Origin of the sequence: Lysobacter zhanggongensis, assembly GCF_046638635.1 — a bacterium.
In the GTDB taxonomy this organism is placed as follows: domain Bacteria; phylum Pseudomonadota; class Gammaproteobacteria; order Xanthomonadales; family Xanthomonadaceae; genus Novilysobacter; species Novilysobacter luteus.
This window is the reverse complement of sequence record NZ_JBJXHK010000013.1, coordinates 1-21,547: the sequence shown is the minus strand read 5'-3', so window position 1 is coordinate 21,547 and position 21,547 is coordinate 1. Positions and strand designations below refer to the sequence as shown.

The 21,547-nt window shown below is 69.9% G+C and carries 28 protein-coding genes; 11 read left to right on the top strand and 17 right to left on the bottom strand.

Going from position 1 to position 21,547, the window contains the following annotated elements:
- Positions 1-206 precede the first annotated feature (206 nt).
- Positions 207-812 carry a DUF4136 domain-containing protein gene (locus tag ACKVMH_RS03960; RefSeq protein WP_412699314.1) on the top strand — a complete coding sequence of 202 codons (606 nt, stop codon included), beginning with the start codon at positions 207-209 and terminating at the stop codon, positions 810-812.
- 3 nt (positions 813-815) lie between these two features.
- On the opposite strand, the gene ACKVMH_RS03955 is transcribed toward ACKVMH_RS03960, so the two are convergent.
- Both ACKVMH_RS03955 and ACKVMH_RS03950 read right to left on the bottom strand, forming a co-directional pair.
- A complete protein-coding gene (locus ACKVMH_RS03955) occupies positions 816-1,190 on the bottom strand; it encodes a hypothetical protein (protein WP_412699313.1) in 375 nt (124 codons plus the stop codon).
- Positions 1,191-1,299: 109 nt separating this feature from the next.
- On the bottom strand, positions 1,300-1,566 hold the full coding sequence (locus ACKVMH_RS03950) for a DksA/TraR family C4-type zinc finger protein (RefSeq protein ID WP_412699312.1): 267 nt from the start codon (positions 1,564-1,566) through the stop codon (positions 1,300-1,302).
- A gap of 100 nt (positions 1,567-1,666) precedes the next feature.
- Between ACKVMH_RS03950 and ACKVMH_RS03945 the strand changes: the two genes are divergently transcribed.
- From ACKVMH_RS03945 to ACKVMH_RS03935, 3 genes are all read left to right on the top strand, one after another.
- A complete protein-coding gene (locus tag ACKVMH_RS03945) occupies positions 1,667-2,266 on the top strand; it encodes a mechanosensitive ion channel domain-containing protein (RefSeq protein WP_412699311.1) in 600 nt (199 codons plus the stop codon).
- 147 nt (positions 2,267-2,413) lie between these two features.
- On the top strand, positions 2,414-2,719 hold the full coding sequence (locus ACKVMH_RS03940) for a DUF2388 domain-containing protein (protein ID WP_215220104.1): 306 nt from the start codon (positions 2,414-2,416) through the stop codon (positions 2,717-2,719).
- 11 nt (positions 2,720-2,730) lie between these two features.
- Positions 2,731-4,608 carry a DUF7844 domain-containing protein gene (locus tag ACKVMH_RS03935; protein ID WP_413840327.1) on the top strand — a complete coding sequence of 626 codons (1,878 nt, stop codon included), beginning with the start codon at positions 2,731-2,733 and terminating at the stop codon, positions 4,606-4,608.
- A gap of 6 nt (positions 4,609-4,614) precedes the next feature.
- Here the strand turns inward: ACKVMH_RS03935 and ACKVMH_RS03930 are convergent, their stop codons facing one another.
- The 3 genes from ACKVMH_RS03930 to ACKVMH_RS03920 all read right to left on the bottom strand — a co-directional run bounded on the left by ACKVMH_RS03930 (position 4,615) and on the right by ACKVMH_RS03920 (position 6,414).
- Complete coding sequence (locus ACKVMH_RS03930) at positions 4,615-4,767, bottom strand: hypothetical protein (protein ID WP_215220102.1); 153 nt, start codon at positions 4,765-4,767, stop codon at positions 4,615-4,617.
- Positions 4,768-4,833: 66 nt separating this feature from the next.
- Entirely contained in the window at positions 4,834-5,988 is a 1,155-nt protein-coding gene (locus ACKVMH_RS03925) for a diguanylate cyclase domain-containing protein (RefSeq protein WP_412699309.1), read from the bottom strand.
- A 189-nt stretch (positions 5,989-6,177) separates the two neighbouring features.
- Positions 6,178-6,414: a hypothetical protein gene (locus ACKVMH_RS03920; protein ID WP_412699308.1), complete on the bottom strand. Its 237-nt coding sequence runs from the start codon at positions 6,412-6,414 to the stop codon at positions 6,178-6,180.
- A 165-nt stretch (positions 6,415-6,579) separates the two neighbouring features.
- On the opposite strand from ACKVMH_RS03920, the gene ACKVMH_RS03915 reads away from it, so the two are divergent.
- Positions 6,580-7,290 carry an rRNA pseudouridine synthase gene (locus ACKVMH_RS03915; RefSeq protein WP_412699334.1) on the top strand — a complete coding sequence of 237 codons (711 nt, stop codon included), beginning with the start codon at positions 6,580-6,582 and terminating at the stop codon, positions 7,288-7,290.
- 6 nt (positions 7,291-7,296) lie between these two features.
- Here ACKVMH_RS03915 and ACKVMH_RS03910 read toward each other — a convergent pair whose 3' ends face one another.
- Together ACKVMH_RS03910 and ACKVMH_RS03905 are read right to left on the bottom strand one after the other, a co-directional pair.
- Positions 7,297-8,154, bottom strand: coding sequence for a PA4780 family RIO1-like protein kinase (locus ACKVMH_RS03910; RefSeq protein ID WP_215220099.1), 858 nt, complete (start codon positions 8,152-8,154; stop codon positions 7,297-7,299).
- A gap of 76 nt (positions 8,155-8,230) precedes the next feature.
- Positions 8,231-9,367, bottom strand: coding sequence for an HDOD domain-containing protein (locus tag ACKVMH_RS03905; protein ID WP_412699307.1), 1,137 nt, complete (start codon positions 9,365-9,367; stop codon positions 8,231-8,233).
- Positions 9,368-9,478: 111 nt separating this feature from the next.
- Here ACKVMH_RS03905 and ACKVMH_RS03900 point away from each other — a divergent pair, with 111 nt between their 5' ends.
- The 3 genes from ACKVMH_RS03900 to ACKVMH_RS03890 all read left to right on the top strand — a co-directional run bounded on the left by ACKVMH_RS03900 (position 9,479) and on the right by ACKVMH_RS03890 (position 11,135).
- The gene (locus ACKVMH_RS03900; protein ID WP_215220097.1) at positions 9,479-9,961 is read left to right on the top strand and encodes a pyridoxamine 5'-phosphate oxidase family protein; all 483 of its coding nucleotides are present in this window, start codon (positions 9,479-9,481) and stop codon (positions 9,959-9,961) included.
- Between the two features lie 101 nt (positions 9,962-10,062).
- Positions 10,063-10,362, top strand: coding sequence for a biotin--protein ligase (locus ACKVMH_RS03895; protein WP_412699306.1), 300 nt, complete (start codon positions 10,063-10,065; stop codon positions 10,360-10,362).
- Positions 10,359-11,135 carry a lipoate--protein ligase family protein gene (locus ACKVMH_RS03890; protein WP_412699305.1) on the top strand — a complete coding sequence of 259 codons (777 nt, stop codon included), beginning with the start codon at positions 10,359-10,361 and terminating at the stop codon, positions 11,133-11,135. The genes ACKVMH_RS03895 and ACKVMH_RS03890 overlap by 4 nt, the downstream gene beginning before the upstream one ends.
- Here ACKVMH_RS03890 and arsC read toward each other — a convergent pair.
- Positions 11,101-11,538, bottom strand: a complete 438-nt coding sequence (gene arsC / locus ACKVMH_RS03885; RefSeq protein WP_412699304.1) for an arsenate reductase (glutaredoxin) — start codon at positions 11,536-11,538, stop codon at positions 11,101-11,103. The genes ACKVMH_RS03890 and arsC overlap by 35 nt on opposite strands.
- 10 nt (positions 11,539-11,548) lie before the next feature.
- Positions 11,549-12,349 (bottom strand): arsenical resistance protein ArsH, encoded by an 801-nt coding sequence (arsH, locus tag ACKVMH_RS03880; RefSeq protein WP_412699303.1) that lies wholly within the window; start codon positions 12,347-12,349, stop codon positions 11,549-11,551.
- Positions 12,350-12,387: 38 nt separating this feature from the next.
- Between arsH and ACKVMH_RS03875 the strand changes: the two genes are divergently transcribed.
- Genes ACKVMH_RS03875 through chrA form a run of 3 tightly spaced genes read left to right on the top strand, consistent with a single transcriptional unit; the run spans position 12,388 to position 15,241 of the window.
- Positions 12,388-12,705 (top strand): ArsR/SmtB family transcription factor, encoded by a 318-nt coding sequence (locus tag ACKVMH_RS03875; protein ID WP_412699302.1) that lies wholly within the window; start codon positions 12,388-12,390, stop codon positions 12,703-12,705.
- 3 nt (positions 12,706-12,708) lie between these two features.
- Positions 12,709-13,995, top strand: coding sequence for an arsenic transporter (locus tag ACKVMH_RS03870; protein WP_412699301.1), 1,287 nt, complete (start codon positions 12,709-12,711; stop codon positions 13,993-13,995).
- A gap of 28 nt (positions 13,996-14,023) precedes the next feature.
- Positions 14,024-15,241, top strand: a complete 1,218-nt coding sequence (gene chrA, locus ACKVMH_RS03865; RefSeq protein ID WP_412699300.1) for a chromate efflux transporter — start codon at positions 14,024-14,026, stop codon at positions 15,239-15,241.
- A gap of 24 nt (positions 15,242-15,265) precedes the next feature.
- Here chrA and ACKVMH_RS03860 read toward each other — a convergent pair whose 3' ends face one another.
- From ACKVMH_RS03860 to ACKVMH_RS03825, 8 genes are all read right to left on the bottom strand, one after another.
- On the bottom strand, positions 15,266-15,874 hold the full coding sequence (locus tag ACKVMH_RS03860) for a phosphatase PAP2 family protein (protein WP_412699299.1): 609 nt from the start codon (positions 15,872-15,874) through the stop codon (positions 15,266-15,268).
- A 94-nt stretch (positions 15,875-15,968) separates the two neighbouring features.
- Positions 15,969-16,328: a PDZ domain-containing protein gene (locus ACKVMH_RS03855; protein WP_412699298.1), complete on the bottom strand. Its 360-nt coding sequence runs from the start codon at positions 16,326-16,328 to the stop codon at positions 15,969-15,971.
- 97 nt (positions 16,329-16,425) lie between these two features.
- Positions 16,426-16,830, bottom strand: coding sequence for a VOC family protein (locus ACKVMH_RS03850; RefSeq protein ID WP_412699297.1), 405 nt, complete (start codon positions 16,828-16,830; stop codon positions 16,426-16,428).
- A 59-nt stretch (positions 16,831-16,889) separates the two neighbouring features.
- Positions 16,890-17,105, bottom strand: a complete 216-nt coding sequence (locus ACKVMH_RS03845) for a DUF4287 domain-containing protein (protein ID WP_412699296.1) — start codon at positions 17,103-17,105, stop codon at positions 16,890-16,892.
- Positions 17,106-17,252: 147 nt separating this feature from the next.
- A complete protein-coding gene (locus tag ACKVMH_RS03840; protein ID WP_215220084.1) occupies positions 17,253-17,480 on the bottom strand; it encodes a DUF6289 family protein in 228 nt (75 codons plus the stop codon).
- A 216-nt stretch (positions 17,481-17,696) separates the two neighbouring features.
- Complete coding sequence (locus ACKVMH_RS03835; RefSeq protein ID WP_412699295.1) at positions 17,697-18,581, bottom strand: alpha/beta hydrolase; 885 nt, start codon at positions 18,579-18,581, stop codon at positions 17,697-17,699.
- A gap of 58 nt (positions 18,582-18,639) precedes the next feature.
- Complete coding sequence (locus tag ACKVMH_RS03830; RefSeq protein ID WP_412699294.1) at positions 18,640-18,867, bottom strand: hypothetical protein; 228 nt, start codon at positions 18,865-18,867, stop codon at positions 18,640-18,642.
- Positions 18,868-19,189: 322 nt separating this feature from the next.
- Entirely contained in the window at positions 19,190-21,310 is a 2,121-nt protein-coding gene (locus ACKVMH_RS03825) for a M13 family metallopeptidase (RefSeq protein WP_412699293.1), read from the bottom strand.
- Positions 21,311-21,547 lie beyond the last annotated feature (237 nt).

Sequence of the window (21,547 nt, the reverse complement as noted above, 5' to 3'; positions counted from 1 at the left end):
GGCGCCCGGCGGTTCGGCAACACGGTTCTGTGAGTCCAAGGGACGCTCGCGGGAGTGGTCGTCCCTGTTAACGGCAGCCCTGGCGCGCACTTGAGGGGTGATTGTTGGCGATCGGACGGGCGGTGGAATCGGGGCTCCGGCGGCTTCACGCGGGCGCGCCGGGCGCGTTGCTAGCGTCGTGGTGTCCGATTCAGGAGCGCTGCGCCATGACTCGTCGCCACTTTTTCCGGGAAACCCCGTTCCGGCTGCTGCTGGCTGTCCTGCTCACGTTGCTGCTGGCGGCCTGTGCCACCGGGCCGCGCGTCAGCACCGACGCCGACCCGACCGTGGACTTCTCCGCCTATCGCACGTACGCATTCTACGAGCCGATCGCGATGGAGCAGTCGGGCTACACCAGTTATCTCTCAGACCGCATCAAGCAGTCTGTCCGCCGGGAGATGGACGCGCGCGGCTACCGCTTCGACCCGGCCGACCCCGACCTGCGGGTCAACTTCCAGGGCTATATCCGTGAAGAGCGTGACGTGTACAACGTGCCGCGCAGCGACGTGCAGTACTTCTACAGCTATCGCGCCCGCAGCTATTTCGCCGTGCCCGTCTGGTATGACGAAACGCGCGTGCGCCAGTACACCGTCGGCACGCTTACGGTCGACCTGGTCGACGCCGAGCGCAACCACCTGGTCTGGACCGGCGACGCGATCGGCCGGGTGACCCAGCGCACCGCCCAGGAACGTGCTGCGTCGGCGGACCAGGCGGTCGCCGCGATCTTTGCCCGGTATCCGTTCGTGGCCGGTTCGGGCGCGGTGCTGCCGTAAGTCCTAGCCGTCTGCGCCGAGCAGCACCACGGCCGCGAGCAACACGAAACCCAGCACCGCGGCCAACGCGTGGACGATCACCAGCCACGCGGGCAGCAGCAGGTTGTTCCACTTGTAGCGCAGGCTCAGCACCGCGCCGCCGCCCGCCGCGACCAGGAACAGCAGCAGCGCCAGCTGGGCCATCGCGGGGACACCTTCGGCCAGTGCCGCGTAGGCCAGCAACGTGAGTCCGGCCGCGGCCAGCAGGCCGTGGAACATCGCCAGCCACGCGGGTGGATTGTGCTTGCCGGCAAACCGGATGCCCGCCATGGTCACGCCGCCCAGGGCGGCAAGCAGGAACAACAGGACGGAAACCTGCAACATCGACGCGACGTCCATAACGAAGTCCTCCGGAGGAACACTCCCCCGGTGGCGGATCCCCCGGGGTGCCCGGGGACGTTAGGTTGGCGCCGGTGAGCGCGACGTGTTCATCGCGCGTTCGGACTCGTCAACGCAGCTGGCTGTCCTTGCTGCCCCGCCGGTTGTAACCGGAGGCCCCCAGCTCCTCGCGGTCGTGCGCTTCCTGGCAAGCCACGCACAGCCGCACCCCGGCAACGGCCTTGCGCCTCGCCTCGGGGATAGCGGCGTCGCACTCCTCGCAGTGGGTCAGTCCGGGACCCTCGCGCAGTTGGCTGCGGGCCCGCTTGATCGCGTCCTTGACGGTCGCATCGATCTGGTCCTGTACCGCGCCGTCGCCTGCCCAGCCGGTCGCCATGGCATTCCTCCGTGTTTTCACGTGCATTGGGAGGATATCCCGGACGGCGTGAACACCGGCCCCGTTATCCTTGTCGGCCCCTTGCGCCCGGCGATACCCGATGACCGAACGACTGCCCTCGTGGATCCAGGAATGGCTGACCGTGGTCGTGCCGCTGGGACAGGTGTTGCTGATCCTGCTGGCCGCTTGGCTGCTGCGGGCGGTGACACGGCGCGTGGTCGACCGTCTCTGCACGCGACGCGGTTTCCCGCCCGAACTGGCCATCGCCGGTCGACGTGTCATCGGCTTCCTCATCTATGCAGCCGCGCTGCTGCTCGTGCTGGAGCGCCTGGGTGTCTCCGGTACCGTGCTGTGGACGGCGTTCACCGGGTTCGCGGCGGTTGGCGCGGTGGCGTTCTTCGCGGCGTGGAGCGTGCTGTCCAACATCTTCTGCACGGTACTCATCCTGACCACCCGGCCGTTCCGACTGTATGACCACATCGAGATCCTCGAGAACGGCGAAAAGCCCGGGCTGAAAGGTCGCGTCATCGACGTGAACCTGGTTTACACGACCCTGCAGGAGCAGCGCGAGGACGGCTCCGACACCGTGCTGCGGGTGCCCAACAACCTCTTCTTCCAGCGCACTGTGCGTCGCTGGCGAACCGCACCGGCGCCGCCACAGACGTCGGCCGGCGAGCCCCACAGCGAGTTCGCGGGCTGACACACACCCGTACGCGCCGCCATCGCCATCACATTTCCACGCGGCGTTTCGTCCCGCCCGCCCGGATTCAGCACCTCGCCGTCGCGTGCGCGTTAGTCTTTGCGCCGCAATCGGTGCCCCGCCCTCCTTTCTAACGAGACAACCCAGATGATCCGACCCGCCACTCTGCTCCTTGCCGCTATCGTCCTCGCCTCGGGCCCGGTGATGGCCTCCAGCTTTGGCGGTACCTCGGCCGGCGCATCCTCGGCGGGGTCGTCGGGCAGCTCGGGAAGCACCTCGGGCGACGACAAGGTGGTGCTGCAGGCACGCGACGACGCCGCGAGCTTTGTCGCCAGTGACGGGCGCATCCGCGGCGCGCAGCTGGAAGCGGCGCTGATGAGCCTGCGCGAGCGCCACGCCGACGCCCGCCTGGCCAGCGACATGGAGCTGGCACGGGCGATCCTGGCGTTCTGATCCGCACGCCAATGCGCTGGGCGCGCGCACTTGCGCTGGTGCCCTTGCTGGCTGCGGCCGGACTGGTCCATGCCGGTTCGGCCGCCCGCCCTGAAACCGGTCCCGCGGCTGGGTTTGAGCCCCGCATCGACCCGTCACTGAGCGCTGCAGAAGTCGCCGCTACACGCGACCTGCTTGCCGCTGCGACACGGCCCCTGCCCGATCGTTGGCTCGCCTCACTTGGAAAGGTAGAGGTGTACTGGAAGGACCTGCCCGAAGACGTTCACGGGCGGGCGACCGCCTCACGGATGCTGCTGGACCGGTCCCTGCTCGACGGCTGGATGGCACGCCCATCGGGCGCCGGCAGCAGCCACCCCGCCACGCGCGCCGCACTGGCCGCGGTGATCCACGAACTGGCCCACTTCCACGACCGCAGTTCGACTGGCGGGCTCTCGCGTGACCCGCGCCTGCTCGACCTCGCCGGCTGGCAGGTGAGTCCCGCCCGGCTCGGCCTGCGGCATCCGGACAATGCGTTCACCGACCGCAGCCCGGACCGCTACGAACTCCAAAGCCCGGTCGAGTACGTCGCGGTCAATCTCGAGCACTTCGTGCTGGACCCGCAGTACGGTTGCCGCCGCCCCGCCCTGCACCGGTATCTGGTGGCTCACTTCGGGGGCGGCCCGATGCCGGCAATGTGCCCGCCGGGCCTGGTGTTCCTGCAACCGGGGCGTGGCCAAGCCGACAGCACGCTGCAGCTGGACCCGCAGCGCGTGTACGCGGTCGATTACCTCCTGGCCGAAGGCAACGACCGCCTGATGAGCCGGTGGGGCCACAGCATGCTGCGGCTGGTGGTGTGCGCGCCCGGCCGAGCGCCTGGCCCGGATTGCCGCCTCGACCTCGATCACCACATGGTGCTGTCGTTCCGCGCCTTCGTCGACGACGTGCAGATCTCGAGCTGGCGCGGGCTTACCGGCTCCTACCCCTCGCGTCTGTTCATCCTGCCGCTGGCGCAGGTGGTCGACGAGTACACACGGATCGAGCTCCGCGGGTTGCAGTCCATCCCGCTGGACCTGGGCCCGGCGGAGATCACCGGCCTGGTCGAGCGTGCCGCGCAGCTGCACTGGAGCTACGACGGCGACTACTTCTTCGTCAGCAACAACTGCGCGGTCGAGACCTTCAAGCTGCTGCACGACGGCGTACCGCGGCTGGCAGGCGAACCGCTCGCGAGCATCACGCCGACCGCGCTGCTCCGCCGGCTGGTCGCGTCGGGCATCGCCGACACCACGGTGCTTGATGACCCGGCCGCAGCGCGCCGGAACGGCTACTACTTCGAGGCGGCCGACACCCGCTACCAGGCGATGTTCGAGGTCGCCCGCGGCGTGCTCGGGTTGCCGCAGTCGCGCGTGCAGGACTGGCTGGACTTGCCGCCCGAAGAACGGTCACCGTGGATCGCGAAGACGGACATGCGTGCCGCGGCGGCACTGTTGCTGCTTGAGAACGCCGCGCTGCGCCGGCACGAATTGCTTGCGCGCGACGAACTCAAGCGGCTGCTGTCCCGCAGCGGTGGTCGATGGGACGATAAGGCGGCACGCAGTCGCGACGCGCTCCGGCAAGTCTTGGACCTGGAAGGCCTGTTGAGCCGGCCGGCGCAGGTGCTGGCCCGGGCCGGGGTCGGTTCCTGCTACGGCCTGCCCCAGGCCCGCGAGCGCGAGGTCCTCGCGCGGCTCGGGCCCGGTCTGGCGACCTCGTGGCGGGAACGCAGCGAACAACTGCGCGCGGAGGCACGGAGCTGGCTGTCGCCCGGACGTCGTGCCGCCATCGCGGGCGCAGAGGCGAACATCGAGGAACTCGGCGACCGGCTGGGGCGGCTCCATCGCGAAGGCGATGGCTTCAGGTTCGACCGGTCGTAAAACGCGCTAGCCGTTCGGCGTCTCGGACGGCGAGGACTGCGTCTGGGAGGGGTTGGCGGCCTCCTTGGCGGCCTGCTTCTTGGCCTGCTTTTCGTCCTGCTTCTTCTTCTTGGCGATCTCGCGCTGGCGCTTCTCGAACGAGTAATTGGGTTTTGCCATGGGCTCTTTATCTCGGTAGGGAGGCCCCCAGTCTAGACCGTGTGGGCCGGTTACCGGGTCCGGGGCCTAAAGCGCTTCCGAAACCACCGGGCTGGCGGGCGGGTTTCCGGCCGCCTTTCGGCGGCGCGCACGCTTGTTGCGGTACATCGCCGCGTCAGCCGCCGCCAGCAGCGACGAGGCATCGGACCGCCCGTCATGCAGCACCCAGCCGACACTGCCACGGATGCGCAACTCCACTCCGTCGATGCTGCGCGGATGGCCCAGCGCGGCCACGACGCCCTGCGCGATCGCCGGCATGTCGGTGCTGCCGTGGCGCAGCGACTCCAGCAGCACCACGAACTCGTCGCCACCGAGCCGCGCGATGAGGTCACCGGCGCGCAGCCGGCCGCTGAGGGCCGCCGCGGTCTCGCGCAGCACCGCATCGCCCATGGCGTGGCCGTGGGTATCGTTGACGGCCTTGAAGTCGTCCAGGTCGAGGAACAGCAGCGCGAACTGTTCGGGCCGGTCGTGTCGGCGGCAGGCCGCGTCCAGCCGCTGAAGGAATTGCGTCCGGTTGGGCAGCCCTGTCAGCGCGTCGTACAGCGCGGCGTCCTGGTACTCGCGTGCCTGTGCGCGGGTCGCTTCCAGCGAGCTCTCCAGCCGGGCCAGCAGCCGCGCGTTGTCCTCCAGCGCGACCTGCCGGCCCAGCGCGCCGCCCAGCGCGTTGCCGATCAGCGCGACGGCCTGCGCATCGATGCCGTCGAACGCGCATGGCACGCTGGAGCACACCTCCAGCACGCCCAGCACCTGGTCGCCGAACCGCAGCGGCGTGGCAATCAACGATTCCAGCGAACACTGCGCGCGTGCCGGTCCCTCCATGCGCGGATCGGTCAGGGCGAAATCGCTGTGCAACGCCTGGTGCGAAGCCAGGCATGCGCGCGCCAGGGTCTGGCCGTCGCCGAACGCGGCCCGGTCCACCCGGCGCATCTGGCCGCGCGCCGACGCGACCCGGAGCGCTCCGTCGCCTTCGGCCATCAACACGACGGCACCGGTGGCGCGCGTGAGTTCCATCACGGTCGCCGTGGCCTCGCCGAGGAACGAACGCGTGTCGCCCGGGTGCTCGGCGATGCGCACCAGCGCGTCGACCACGCTCCGCAGGCGGAGGTACTCGCTCCGGCCATGCGCCTGGCTGCTCCACGAGACCATCCGCGGCTGGGGTTGCTGCCCGGGGGTTGCGACCATCGAAAACCGACCTGCCACTGCTTCCATCAAACCCCGATGGTCGGGCCGCGGCGGTAAAGCGCCGGTGATTTGGCCGATGGAAAAGAGTGACGCGTGACACGACTCGGGGATCGAGTGCGCTGCCGGCAGGAATTCCCGATCGACGCACCCACCGGACACGCCGGTTTCGCCACGGCCCTCCGCAGGCCGCTAGCCGCTGCAGCCCCCGCAACAGATCGACGGCAACTGGTGGATGTCGCCCGGCGCCAGCACCAGTCCGGCCGCGGACAGGACCCCGGCGAGTTCGCCGGCGTCGAGTGCCGCGGCCACGCGCAGGGTGCCGTCGGGGTCGATGTCGACCAGCGCGGCCGGGTCGATGTCGAAGATCGCGCCTTCGATTGCAGCCAGCGCAGCCTGGACGTTGCGGGCCGTCACATGGAATTCCATGGTCACCTCCTGACGAGCGGGCCTGCCGGCCCTGTGTGAATGCTCGCTCACACCGCGCGGGACGGCCCTGACCCCGGTCAAGCGCGCCGGCATCGGGCCCGGCCGGCCCGCGCGCCCTACACTGGCAGACCGCCCGCCCCCGACCACGCCATGCCCGACGCCGATTTGCCCGCCCCGACCCGCCTCGACAAGCGCGTCGCCGACCTGGTCCGCTGCTCGCGCGCCGACGCCCAGCAGTACATCGCCGGCGGCTGGGTGTCGGTGGACGGCCGGGTGGTCGAGGATGCGCAGACGCCGGTCACCGGCGAAGTGGTCGAGCTGGCCCCTGACGCCCGGCTGGAAACGGCCGAGCCGGCCACGATGCTGCTGCACAAGCCGGCGGGCATGGAAACCGCCGCGACCCCGGCGCTGGTGACGCCAGCCACGCGCACGGACGCGGACACATCGGGGCTGCGCACGCTGCAGCGGCACTTCCAGCACCTTACCCCGTTGATGCCGCTCGACGCCGAGGCCAGCGGGCTGCTGGTGCTGAGCCAGGACGGCCGCGTACGCCGGCGCCTGACCGAGGACTACTCCTCGATCGAACAGGAGTTCATCGTCGAAGTCGAAGGCGAACTGTCGCCGTGGGGGTTGCCACGCCTCGCGCACGGGCTGTCGTATGAGGGCCGGCGGCTGCCGCCCTGCAAGGTCAGCTGGCAGAACGAGATCCGCCTGCGGTTCGCGATCAAGGACGTGCGGCCGGGCCAGCTGCGGCACATGTGCAGCGAGGTCGGGCTCGGCGTCGTCGCGATCCGGCGCATCCGCATCGGCCGCGTCGCCATGGGCAAGATGCCGGTCGGCGAGTGGCGCCACCTGCCGGCCGGCGAGCGCTTCTAGCCGGCCTCAGTCGTCCTCGGCGGCGGCTTCGCGCCCCTGCTGGCGGATCAGTGCTTCCTCGCGCGCGTCGTTGATCGCCTCGCGCACGCTGTCCAGGTCGACACGGCGCTCGTCGTGCACGAACGTGCCGGTCAACACGCTGTCGGGCCGCAGGTCGCCGGTTTCGAACAGCGCCCACATCTCCTCGCCGTACCACGTGTCGAACAGCTCGGGGGCGAAGCGGCCCAGGTACGCGGTGAGGTTGTTGACGTCGCGCAGCAGCATCGTGCGCGCCGCATTGTTGCCGGCGGCGCTCACCACCTGCGGGAAGTCGATCACCACCGGGCCTTCGGGACCGACCAGCACGTTGTACGGCGACAGGTCGCCGTGGATCAGTCCGCTGCACAGCATCCGCACGACCTGCCGGACAAGCACGGCGTGGAAGTCGCGCGCCTGCTCCGCGGGCAGCTCCACCTCGCCGAGCCGCGGGGCCGCGAACCCCTCGGCGTCCGTCACCAGCTCCATCACCAGCACGCCGTTGAAGTAGCCGTGCGGCTCGGGCACGCGCACGCCGGCGTCGCGCAGCTGATACAGGGCGTCGACCTCGGCGTTCTTCCAGGCGGCCTCCTGCTGCTTGCGGCCGTAGCGGGTGGCCTTGCCGATCGCACGGGCCTCGCGGCTGCCGCGCACCTTGCGGCCCTCCTGGTACTGCACGCGCTGCTGGAAGCTGCGCTGCGCCATGTCCTTGTAGACCTTCGCGCACCGCACCTCGTTGCCGCTGCGCACCACGTAGACGGCGGCCTCCTTGCCACTCTTGAGCGGGCGCAATACCTCGTCGATCACGCCGTCGTCGATCAGCGCCTGCAGGCCGTTGGGGGTCTTCATGGAGTCCTTGCGTGGGGACCGGGGCACAGGCCGCCGGCTCGGGCCGCGTATCTTCGCAGGCCCGGCGCCGCCGCGCTCAGTCCACGCCGTGCCGCAGGCGCTCCCAGATGGCGGGGGTCGACGCCGAACGCGGCTCGACCACGGCCAATGCGGGCAGCGCGCACGACGGATCCAGCCTCCCCTGCCGCGACAGCAGGGCCAGGCTGCCGGCCAGCCGGCCGAAGCGCAGCGAGCGCCCCAGCGCGCTCATCGCCGCCGGGTCTTCCAGCGACTGCTCGTCCAGCGCCTGGATGATCCGTCCCGACAGCTCCCACTTGCGCGCCAGCCGGCACGCGGTCGGCGCCGCCCATTGGTCCAGCAGGCCCGCCGCGAGCGACGCGTTGGCCACCAGGCCGCGCTGGCGGGCGTACTGGTCGCGCACCACACGGGTGACGATGGTCGCGCCCAGCCCGTGCAACAGCCCCAGCAACTGCGCGGCGAATGCGTCGTCGCGCTCGACCAGCTTGGCGTGGTCGGCCGCGGCGGCCGCCGACAGCAGCGTGTGTTCCCAGGTGACCGGCGCGAAGCGGGCGAAGACACCGCCGCCGGCGCCCATCACCGGTTGCACCAGCACCGCCGCGATGATCTGGCGGATGCCGTCGGTGCCGACCAGCGCCACCGCCCGCTCGATGCTCTCGACCGGCTTGGACTGGACCCGGTACAGGGCGCTATTGGCGTAACGCAGCAGGTTGCCAGCCAGCGCCGGGTCGCGCGCGATGATCGCCGCGATGGCCCTGCCCGACGCGTCGGGGTCGTTGACCTTGCGCATCAGTTGCGGCAGCAGGTTCGGCCGGCGGGGGGTGTAGTGCGGGCGGGCCTCGATGTGCTCCAGCACCTCGACCGTCCCTGCCACCACCTCGGCGTGGCCGGGGCGCATAACCACCGGCTTGCCACCCAGCGCCACCGCGTGGAACCGCCCCAGCAGGTCGCGCGCGAGCACTGCGGGGTCGGCCGCATCGACCGGAACGGCAGGGTCGGCCGCGTCCTCCACCGGCTCGGAATCGTCACCGTGAACGGGCGAAGCGGCCGTCGTCGCCCGGAGCACCGCCGGCGCGCGACGCAGGTGCCACCAGCCCGCCGCCACCGCAAGCAGCGCCAGCACGATGCCCGCGACCACGCCCATCTCCGATCCGCCCATGCCGCCCATCGCTTCCCCTTCGGCCGTCCTGTCCATCGATCCCCGGCCATGCAGGCACGTGGGCACGCCCCGATAACGGCCGCCGCGCTAGAACCTGAAGCGCCGCAGGAGACCTGCGCCCTCTCCCCCCAAACAAGCGAGGCACCCATGCCCACACCACAGGAACTCGAAGCCCGCCTCTGGAAAGCGCTCGACAAGGACCGCACCGTCATGCTCGGCGTCCACGAGGCCGATGGCCACATCCATCCCATGACGGCGCTGGTGGAGAACGAGCGCTCGCCGATCTGGTTCTTCACCTCGCGCGACACCGAACTCGCCCAGCAACTGGCGACGCCCCGCCCGGGCTTTGCCACCTTCGCCTCGAAGGACCACGAGCTGTTCGCGGTGATCAACGGCAACCTGCGCATCGACAACGACCGCGCGGTCATTGACCGCCTGTGGAACCCGTTCATCGCTGCATGGTTCGAAGGTGGCAAGGACGACCCGAAGGTCACTCTGCTGCGCTTCGATGCCGGCCCCGCGCAGCTCTGGGAAAACGAGAACAGCCTGCTGGCCGGGGTGAAGATGCTCTTGGGCGCCGACCCGAAGAAGGACTACCAGGACAAGGTGGCGGACGTCGACCTGCGCTGACGCCGGCGGGCACGCACTCCACCGATCCGGCGGCACCTGACCCAGGTCAGGTGGCCGCCCCGGGGTACCGCGTAGCATCCGGCCCAAAGACGGAGGCACGCATGCACGGCGAGTACAAGGTTCCCGGCGGCAAGCTGGTGGTGGTCGATCTCGACATCGACGCGGGCCGGTTGGCCAACGTCCAGGTCAGCGGCGACTTCTTCCTGCATCCCGATTCGGTGCTGGCGACCATCAACGCGGCACTGGAGGGGCTGCCGGCCGACGCGACCGAAGGCCGGCTGGCCACCGTCGTGCGGGACGCGCTCGCGCCGGGATCGACCTTGTACGGCATCACGCCGGAAGGCGTCGCGGTGGCGGTGCGCCGCGCACTCGAGGCGTGGCTGCCGGAGGCCGGGGCATGAGTGGCAGCAACTGGCGCGACCACGACTGGCAGCTGATCCACGCGCCGGCGCAACCCCCCGCCCTGCACATGGCGCTGGACGACGTGCTGATGGACGAGGTCGGTCGCGGCCACCGCCCGCCCACCCTGCGCATCTGGGAATGGGCCGGCCCGGCGGTGGTGATCGGGCGCTTCCAGTCGCTGCGCAATGAGGTCGATGCCGAGGCCGCCGAACGCCACGGCATCGAGGTGGTGCGGCGCATCAGTGGCGGCGGCGCGATGTTCATCGAGCCGGGCAACACCATCACCTACTCGATCGTCGCGCCGGACTCGCTGGTCGACGGCATGGGGTTCGAGCAGGCCTACGCATACATGGACGAGTGGGTGCTGGCCGCGCTGGCCGGCCTGGGCATAGACGCGTGGTACCAGCCGCTCAACGACATCACCTCCGCCGCCGGCAAGATCGCCGGGGCGGCACAGGCGCGGCGCGGCCGGACGGTCCTTCACCACGTGACGATGGCCTATGACATCGACGCGTCGAAGATGCTCGACGTGCTGCGCATCGGCCGCGAGAAGCTGTCCGACAAGGGCACCGCCAGTGCCGCCAAGCGCGTAGACCCGTTGCGCAGCCAGACCGGCCTGCCGCGCGAGGCGGTCATCGAAAAGATGCTCGAAACCTTCCGCGAGCGCCACGGCGGCACGGTCGACACGCTGAAGCCCGATGAGCTTCAGCGGGCCGAGGCGCTGGCCACGAGCAAGTTCATGAGCCGGGAGTGGACGACGGTGGTTCCCTGAGCCCCTCGGGCTCAATCACCTCGCCGTCCTCCTTCGTAAAGGGCTCCGTCAGCGGCGGCAGGACCTGAAGCACCACTTCTGACGGCCGGCACAGCCGCGTGCCCAGTGGCGTTTCAACAAACGGCCGGTTGACCAGGATCGGCGCCGCCATCATCGCGTCGATGAGCTGGTCGTCCGACAGATCCGGGTTGTCCAGGCCGAGCTCGGCGTACGGCGTGCCCTTCTTGCGCAGCGCATCGCGGACCGAGAGCCCGGCCGCCGCGATCAGCCCGACCAGCCGTTCGCGCGACGGCGGGTCGCGCAGGTATTCGACCACCGTCGGCTCGATGCCCGCGTGACGGATCAGCGCCAGCGTGTTGCGCGAGGTGCCGCAGTCGGGGTTGTGATGGATCGTCACCTTCATGGCCGGGTCCTCAGCTGCAGGTCGATGTGGTGCCGCAACAGGCCTGACGCGCCGGTTGCACGGCAGGGGCCTCCACGGCGGTTGAAGGCGGTGCCGCTGCCGTACCCGAAGCGCTCGCCAGCGTCGCCGCCGACAGGTCGCCCTTGCGCTCGCTGTAGCGGCTGGTCAGGTAGTCGCTGTTGCCGCGCACCAGCAGGGTGAACTTGACCAGCTCCTCCATCACGTCCACCACGCGGTCGTAGTACGGCGACGGCTTCATCCGGCCGTTGTCGTCGAACTCCTGCCACGCCTTCGGCACCGACGACTGGTTGGGGATGGTGACCATGCGCATCCAGCGGCCCAACTGGCGCAACGCATTGACCACGTTGAACGATTGCGACCCGCCGCAGACCTGCATCACCGCCAGCGTGCGGCCCTGGGTCGGACGGACACCGGCCTGCTCCAGCGGCAGCCAGTCGATCTGGTTCTTGAACACCGCCGTCAACGTGCCGTGGCGTTCCGGGCTGACCCACACCTGCCCCTCCGACCACTCCGACCACTCGCGCAGCTGCCGCACCTGTGGATGGTCGTCGCCGACGCTGTCCAGCAACGGCAGCCCGTGCGGGTGGAACACGCGGGTTTCGGCGCCGAACAGGCGCAGCAGTCGCTCGGCCTCAAGCGCGAGCTTGCGGCTGTAGGACTGCGGCCGCAGTGAGCCATACAGGATCAGGATGCGCGGCGGGTGGCCGGCCGCGTCCAGGCCCAGCTTTTCGCGGGCGGGTATGTCCACCGCCGCCGCGGCCAGGTTGCCGAGGTCCGAAATCGTCGTCATGGCGTTGCCTTGTTCGATTGTTCGAGTATTCTAGAAACATGGAATTGCACAATGCAACCACCGCCCTCGCCGCGCTCGGGCAACCCACGCGGCTTTCCGTGTTCCGCCTGCTGGTCGAGGCCGGTCCCGATGGGCACACCCCTGGCGAGATCGCCGAGGCGCTGGCACTGCCGAACGCGACACTGTCGTTCCACCTCAAGGAGTTGGCCGCTGCCGGGCTGATCCAGGGCGAGGCCGAAGGTCGACACATCCACTACCGCGCCGACTTCGCGACGATGGCTGCGCTGGTCGAATTCCTGACGCGCAACTGCTGCGGCGGCGACCGCAACCGCTGCCTTCCGCCGGGAGAGGCCTGAGCCATGCTGCTGGCACTGCTGATCTTCATCGCCACCATCGTGCTGGTGGTCTGGCAACCGCGCGGCCTCGGCGTCGGCTGGAGCGCAACCCTGGGCGCCGCGCTCGCGCTGCTCACCGGCGTGGTCGGGCTGGCCGACATCCCGGTGGTCTGGGGCTTCGTCTGGAACGCCACCTTCACCTTCATCGCGGTCATCGTCATCAGCCTGTTGCTCGACGAGGCCGGCTTTTTCGAGTGGGCGGCGCTGCACGTGGCGCGCTGGGGCAAGGGCCGCGGGCGCCGGCTGTTCGTGCTGCTGGTGCTGCTGGGCGCGGCGGTGTCGGCCCTGTTCGCCAATGATGGCGCGGCGCTGATCCTCACCCCGATCGTGATCGCGATGCTGCTGGCGCTGCGCTTCAGCCCGGCCGCCACCCTCGCCTTCGTGATGGCGGCCGGCTTCATCGCAGACACCGCAAGCTTGCCGCTGGTGGTGTCCAACCTGGTCAACATCGTGTCGGCGGACTACTTCGGCATCGGATTCGCCGAGTACGCATCGGTGATGGTGCCGGTCAACCTGGTCTCGGTGGCCGCCACGCTGGGCATGCTGATGTGGTTCTTCCGCCGCGACATCCCGGCCGACTACGACGTCGCCCTGCTCAGGCACCCGGACAGCGCGATCGTGGACCGCACCACGTTCATCGCCGGCTGGGGCGTGCTGGCGCTGCTGTTGGTGGGGTTCTTCGTGCTGGAGCGCATCGGCGTCCCGATCAGCGTGGTGGCCGGCGCCGGCGCGCTGGTGCTGCTGGCCGTGGCCGCGCATGGCCACCGCGTATCCACCCGCAAGGTGCTGCGCGAAGCGCCATGGCACGTGGTGGTGTTCTCGCTGGGCATGTACCTGGTGGTCTACGGCCTGCGCAACGCCGGCCTGACCGACCACCTGGCGCAGTTGCTGGACGTCTTCGCCGCGCACGGCGTATGGGGCGCGACGCTCGGCACCGGCTTGCTGACCGCGTTCCTGTCTTCGGTGATGAACAACATGCCGACGGTGCTGGTCGGCGCGCTGTCCATCGACGCCAGCCAGGCCGAGGGCGCCGTGCGCGAGGCGATGGTCTACGCCAACGTCATCGGCAGCGACCTGGGCCCGAAGTTCACCCCCATCGGCAGCCTGGCCACCCTGTTGTGGCTGCACGTACTGGCCCGCAAGAACATCCGGGTGACCTGGGGCTACTACTTCAAGGTCGGCGTGGTACTGACGCTGCCGGTGCTGCTGGTGACCCTGGCGGCGCTGGCGCTGCGACTGACGTTGGCCTGACCGCGCCGCACCCCCTATCGTCGGCGCGATGGCCCCCGCAGCAACCACCGGCGCGCTCGAGATCTTCCGCGTGTTCCTGGGCCTGGGCACCACCTCGTTCGGCGGGCCGGTAGCGCACCTGGGCTACCTGCGCGAAGCGTTCGTCACGCGCCGCGGCTGGCTCGACGAGCCGCAGTTCGCGCAGCTGTTGGCGATCTGCCAGTTCCTGCCGGGGCCGGCCAGCAGCCAGCTCGGGTTCGGGATCGGCCTGCTTCGTGGCGGCTGGGCGGGCGCGCTCGCCGCATTCGCCGGGTTCACCCTGCCGTCGGCGCTGCTGATGCTGGCCTTCGCCGTGGTGGCACCGCACGTGGCGGGCGGACCCGGCGCCGCCGCGCTGCATGGCCTGAAACTGGTCGCGGTGGCCGTGGTGGCGCACGGCCTGATCGGCATGTGGCGCGCACTGGCTCCCGACGGGTCGCGCACGCTGCTGGCGCTGGCCGCTGCCGCGCTGCTCACGATCACCGGCAATGCCTGGTTCCAGCTCGCGGCCATCGCAGGCGGTGGCGTCGCCGGCCTGTGGCTGTGCCGCGGCCTCGCGCCATCCCAGCCCGTGGCGCTCCCCGTACCGCACGGCCGCGGCGCCGCGCTGGCGTGTCTGGCGCTGTTCGCCGCCGCACTCCTGGCAGCCATCGCGCTCGCCGTGCCTGCCACCGGTCCGACGAGCAGCCCGGCCACGGCCGATCTCGCGTCCGCGTTCTACCGCGCCGGGGCGCTCGTGTTCGGTGGTGGCCACGTGGTCTTGCCGCTGTTGCAGCAGAGCGTGGTCGAACCCGGCTGGGTCAGCGAAGACGTGTTCCTGGCCGGCTACGGTGCCGCCCAGGCGGTCCCCGGCCCTATGTTCACCCTGTCGGCGTTCCTGGGGGCCGAGGCGTGGCCCGGCACGCCGATTGCCGGCGCGGCGGTTGCGCTGGCGGCGGTGTTCCTGCCGGGCTTCCTGCTGCTGCTCGCGGTCCTGCCGGCGTGGTCGCGGCTGGTGGCACATCCTCGGGCCATGCGCGTGGTCGCCGGCATCAACGCGGTGGTGGTCGGGCTGCTGCTGGCGGCGCTGTACGACCCGGTGCTCACACAGGGCGTGCGCAGCATGGCCGACGCGCTGGTCGCCGCGGTCGGGCTGGCCTTGCTAGCGGTGTTTGGCCGCTCCGCGTTGTGGGTGGTGGCCTGGTGCGTCGGTGCGACCGTCGTCCTGTCGCTGGTGGGCATCGGCTGAAGGACGTGGCGCGCTGGCTCGCCCCTACGCGGCGATGCCCCACTGGAACACCAGCCCGCACACCGCGCCCAGTGCGGCCCCTGCCACCACCTCGCGGAGCGCGTGGCGGCGCAGCACCAGCCGCGACCACGCCACCACCACCGTGGCGACCAGCAGCGTCGCAAAGGCGGCCGCGTGCGGCCACGCGATGCACGCCGCGAACATCGCAAACGCGACATGCAGGGAGGCCTTGAGCCACCCGCGCAACAGGTGGCCGGCCAGCACGATCAAGCCGGACAGGCCGATCGCGGCGACGATGCCGCGGTGCGACCCCAACACGGCGAGGATCGCCGCAATGCCCAACAACAGCCACGAGGCAAAGCGATTGAGCTGCGCGCGCTCGTGCCGCTCCGACGCATCAATATGCGTCCAGCGACCTGACCGCGTCTGCCAGGCGCTGTAGCCCATCACCACCACCGCCGCGGCCAGTGTCAGGCCCAACGCCTGCCAGCGCAGGCGCGCGCCGCCCTCGGCCGCACCCGTCGCCACGACGGCGGCACCGACCATGACCACCGCCGGGTGGAAGATGATCGAGGCCGCGCCGGCCAGCCGCTGGGTGGTCAACGTTGCAGGCGGGCGCAGCGGTTGTGACACGGTGGTTCCCCGGTGGCGTCGTCGGTGATCGGATGAACATACGGCGGCGACCGGCGGCGAGCCAGCGGTATCTCGCGCCGCGCCGGGGTCCCTGTCAGCGCGTGCCTGCCACCACCTCGACCAACGACTCGGTGCCGTCCAGCCTGCGCACCTTGAGCCGCAGCAGGTCGCCGGGGCCCAGGCTGTCCATCAGCGCCGAAAGCTTCTTCGCCTTCGCTCCCGCCACCGGCGTGCCGTTGGCCGACAGCAACAGGTCGCCGACGCGGAGCCCCGCCTTCTGTGCGGGCGAACCCTCGGCGATCCGGGCGATGGACGCTGCCTCGATGGTCGGGTTGAGCATGAACCCGCTGGTATCGAGCTCGACTGCAAAACCGAAACTGGCCTTGCCCGCCAGCGCATTGCCGGGCAGGCCCAGGACGAGGAGAACGGTCAACAACAACGTACGTAGCGACATGGGATCCTTCCTTGTGATGGTGTGGACGCCCCCGCCGCGGCGCGACGGGGACCCGGAGTCGACCACCGCCCGCAGGCCGAGTTCCCCGCCACGCCCATCAGCCGACTTTGTTGCTGTCATCCCACAGCATCGGCTCCCACAGCTCGACCTTGTTGCCGTCCGGGTCCATCACCCAGGCGAACTTGCCGTTCTCGTGCGACTGCGGGCCATCGATTGCCTCGATGCCGGCGGCCTGCAGCTGTGCCAGCAACGCGTCAAGATCGTCGACGCGGTAATTGATCATGAAGGCCGACTCGCTCGGTGCGAACCAGGTGCTGTCGGCCGCGGCCAGGTTCCAGACGGTCAGGCCACCATCGTTGGCGGTGTCATCAGGCCACTTGAGCACCGCCCCACCCCAGCTTTCCAGCGGGATACCCAGGTGCTGCTCGTACCACGACGCCAGCGCCCTGCTGTCGCCCTTGCACTTGAGGAACACACCGCCGATGCCGGTGACCTTTGCCATTGCATTCTCCCGCGTTGATGGCAGCCCGGCCGGGCAACCACCTGCAGGGTAGGCAAATCTCAGGCTGGCTGTCGGCCCCTGTGGTACGCCACCAGCGCATTGGCATGGCCATGCCCGATCCCGTGCTCGGCCTTGAGGTAGGCCACCTGCTCCATGTGCTTCCGGTCCCCCACGCCGTCGAGCACCGCGAACCAGTGCGATACCGGTTTGCCGTAGTGCTTTTCGATGGAGGGGAAGTACGAAGCGGGTCCCTTCGGTTTTGCGTCAACGGCCATGTCGCTCTCCTGCAGTCGATGAGGTGTGGCCGGCACGCCCATGCGCTCGCCGGCCTTGTACAGGTGCGACGACCGGCGTCCCCAGGAATCGACAGACGACGACCGGCATGCACGGCGAGCATCCGCCCGCCGTGCATGCCATTGCCACTACATGATGCAGCCGGGGTAGAACTTCGACCGCCGCGAGGTCTCGCCCCAGCCCGGGTCGCCGCAGCCCCACATCCGCACGCCGATCACGTTGCCGGCGTCGTCGTAATAGACCACCGAACTCGACGGAATTGCACTGCTCCCCGCGCTGCTGGTCATCGCCACCGTGCCCAGGGCCAGGCAGCACGCCAGGGCGAACCACCGGGTGAATCGCGTCCGCTGTTTCATCGACCGTCTCCTTGGTTGGGCCGCCCGGCGACGAATGGCCGACGCGGACAGCACCTTGCGATCCCCCTGCGCGGCCGAGCGTCCGGTGCGTTCTATTACCGGTGGGTGGACACAGTGTTACGGCCCCGTTGGGACGCGACGCGCATCACGGATTACCGCCGTCCTGCTTCATGGATGTTGACCAGCCGTCCGAACAGATCCGCACGTGGAAGCACGTCAACCCGTCGGCGGCGCCGCCCCCACCACATGCTCCACAAACGCCGCCATTGCCTCGCGGAAGGCGTCGGTGTCGGTGGCGTCCTGGTGCCCGCGGCCGGGCACGACCAGCAGCCGCTTGCGGTCTTCGGCCAGCGGGGCGATGTCGAACAGCTCGCGTGTGAAGCGTGCGGGGGTGACGTCGTCATCGGCGCCGACGACGAACAGGGCCGGTTCGTCCAGCGCGGCGACGGCGCGGCTGTTACCCATGCGGGCCAGGCCTTCGTCGGGCAGCACGCGCCACACCAGCGCGCGCACCCACCAGCGCTGCTGGGAGCGCAGGTGGGCGGTCCAGTCCTCGGTGGTGGTTACCGAGCTTTCGAGGATGACGCCGTCGACCGGTCGTTCGGCGGCGACGTGCCCGGCCATGAAGCTGCCGAGCGAATGGCCGTGCAGCAGCAATGGCATCCCGGCAAACGCGGGGTCGGCGCGCACCTGCGCGTGCACCAGGCCGGCATCGGCCATCAGCGTTTCGACGGTCGGCGTGCCACTGCTGCCGCCGTAGCCACGGTGGTCGACCAGCACGACGTTGACCGGGAGGTCGCGGTACACCGCGAGCGTGCGCGGAGCGAACCGCGCGACGGTGTAACCGTTGCCCCCGAAGTACAGCACGGTGGCCACCGCGTCCTCGCGGACGAACCGCAGGGATTGCAGGCGGTTTGCATCCGGCGTGGTGATGGCGGCCGGTTCGATGCGGTAGCCGGGGAACTCCGCATGCAGCACCGACAGGTCGACCGGCGGCGCGCTCCGCGCGATCACGATGTTGGATTCGTCGATCCGGTACGCGCAGCCGGCCACCACGACGGCGGCCAGCACAGCGCAGGCAATGCGGGTGATGCGTTTCATCGGCGTCCCTGTGAATCGTCGCAACCAGGCGTGCGCCCGATTCTGGCACGCGCCGGAGTCAGTGTTCGGGGTGCGGCGGTGGACCCTCGGGTTCGCGCAGTGGCGGCGGAGCGGTCGGGTCGACCGGGCGGTCCGGGATGGGGTCCACGGGGCGGTCAGGCATCGGATCGACCGGGCGGCTGGGGATGGGATCGGTCGGCTGGTCGGGGACCGGGTCGCGGGCGGGATGCGGTGCCTGGCCGGGGACGTCGCGGGGGTCGTGGACCGGGGGGACGGACGGGGTCATCGGGGGCCTCCAGGTAGGTGCGCTGTGGTGGCGCGTACGTCTGGATGGTGGCGTCGTGGGGTTGGTGTGTGGTGATCCGGGGATCTGCGAAGGGCATCGTTCCCACCGGGCGTTGGGGCAGCGGTGTAGGAGCGATGTAGGAGCGACGTGAGTCGCGATGCGTTGGGTTACGGGTTCCGGGTTTTGGGTTTCGCGTGATCGGTGGTGCGCGTTGAGCGTCGTGCTTTTCTTGTCAGTGGGTCGCGACTTACGTCGCTCCTACGGGGGGCGGGCGGTAAAAAAAGCCCCCGGGGGTGCCGGGGGCTTTGGGGGGCGTTGCGGGTTACCAGATGCGGACGCGGTCTTCCGGGGCGATGTACAGGGGGTCCGCCTCGGTGACGTTGAAGGCTTCGTACCACGCGTCGATGTTGCGCAGGGGGGCGAAGGCGCGGATGTGGCCAGGCGAGTGCGTGCCGTTGACCAGCTGCTGGCGCAGGGCGTCGTCGCGCCACAGGGTGCGCCAGACCTGCGCCCAGCCCATGAACAGGCGCTGCTCGCCGCTGAAGCCGTCGATCACCGGCGCCGGCTTGCCGTCGAGCGAGCGGCGGTAGGCCTCCAGCGCGATGGTCAGGCCGCCCAGGTCGCCGATGTTCTCGCCCATCGCGACCTTGCCGTTGATGTGCATGTCGGGCAGCTGCGGGAACTCGTAGGCCTCGTACTGGGCGCCCAGCTTGGCCGCCTCGGCCTCGAACTGGGTGGCGTCCTCCGCGGTCCACCAGTCGCGCAGCAGGCCGCTGCCGTCGGACTTGCGGCCCTGGTCGTCGAAGCCGTGGATGATCTCGTGGCCGATCACGCCGCCGATGGCGCCGTAGTTCACCGCCGGGTCGGCGTCGGGGTCGAAGAACGGCGGCTGCAGGATCGCGGCCGGGAACACGATTTCGTTCTTGACCGAGCTGTAGTACGCGTTGACGGTCTGCGGGGTCATGCCCCACTCGGCCTCGTCCACCGGCTTGCCGATGCGGACGCGGTCGTAGTCCCACTCGAACGCGGAGGCGCGCTGGATGTTGCCGAACACGTCGCCGTTGGCGATCTGCAGCGCGGTGTAGTCGCGCCAGGTGTCCGGGTGGCCGATCTTCAGGCCGAAGTTGGCCAGCTTCTTGGCCGCCTCGGCCTTGGTGGCCGGGCTCATCCACTCCAGCTGCTCCAGCCGCGCGCCCATCGCCGCCTTCACGTTGGCGACCAGGTCGTCCATCTTCGCTTTCGCGTCGGCCGGGAAGTACAGCTGCACGTAGTCACGGCCGATCGCCTCGCCCATCGCGGACTCGGCATAGCCCACCGCGCGCTTCCAGCGCGGGCGTTGCTCCGGCGTGCCGGACAGGAACTTGCTGCGGAAGTCGAACTCGGCATCGACGAACGCCTTCGACAGGTACGGCGCGGCGTTGTCGGTGGTGTGGAACGCCTGCCACGCCTTGAGGGTGTCCAGGTCGGTCTCGGCGAACACCTGGGCGATCTGCGGGAAGGCGCTGCCCTGGCGGATCACCGCGCGCTCGGCGTAGTCGACGCCGGCGGCCTTGAAGAACGTCGCCCACGGGAAGCCCGGCGCGGTGTGCTCGATGTGGGCGAGTTCGACCGGGTTGTAGGTCTTGTCGCGGTCGCGGCTTTCGGCGCGGGTCCAGTGCGCGTTGGCGATCTTCGTCTCCATCGCCATGATCCGCTCGGCGTTGGCCTGCGGCGCGTCCCAGCCGGCCAGTTCGAGCATCTGCGCGACGTACTGCACGTAACGTTCGCGCTGCGGGGCGAACTTTTCGTCCAGGTACATCTGGCGGTCGCCCAGGCCCAGGCCGGACTGGCTCAGGTAGAGCGCGTAGGTGTCGGGGTTCTTCTGGTCGTCGGACACGTAGGCGCCGAAGAAGGTGCCGCCGAAGCTCTCGTTGCGCTTGCCCATCAGCGCGGCGATGGCGTCCTTGTCGGCGGCGGCGCGGATCGCGTCCAGGTGCGGCTGCAGCGGCGCGGCGCCGAGCTTCTCGATCGTCGCCTCGTCCATGAAGCCGTGGTACAGCGCGGCGATCTTGGCAGCGTCGCCGCCGGTGGCCGGGTCACCCAGCGCGTAGCCTTCCAGCAGCTTGCGCACGCGGGCCTCGGACAGGTCGCGCAGGACCAGGAACGAGCCGTAGCTGGAGCGGTCCGACGGGATCTCCGTCGTGCTCGCCCAGGTACCGCTCACGTAGTCGAAGAAGTCCGCGCCGGGGTCGACGCTGGTGTCCATGCCGGCCGTGTCGATGCCCCAGGTGCCGAAACGGTTGGCCGGGATGGCGTCGGTGCTGCCGCCACCGGGGTCGTTGGCGCCGTCGAACAGCGCGATCGTGTGGCAGGCATCGTCGACGCAGGTGTCGTGGGCGGCGGCCGGCGCGGACGCCAGGCCAAGGGCGACGACGGTCGCCAGGCTGAGCAGGGTCTTGTTCAAGGTGGATCCCCCGGGGAACGGTGTTGGTGGTTCGACCGTCCGTTTTACCCTGCTTCGGGTCCGGGGCGCAGTGTCCTAAGTTGGCCTTTGGGCAGGCGTCGCCGGACGGTTCAGCTGTCCGGCGTTGTCGGGCCGCGCTTTGCGGCCCGTGCCGCGCTCAGCGGCCAAGCCGCCCGAGGATGTCGTCCAGCGGGTTGCCGTCGCCGTCGGCGTCCAGCAGCCCGGCGAGCGCGCCGA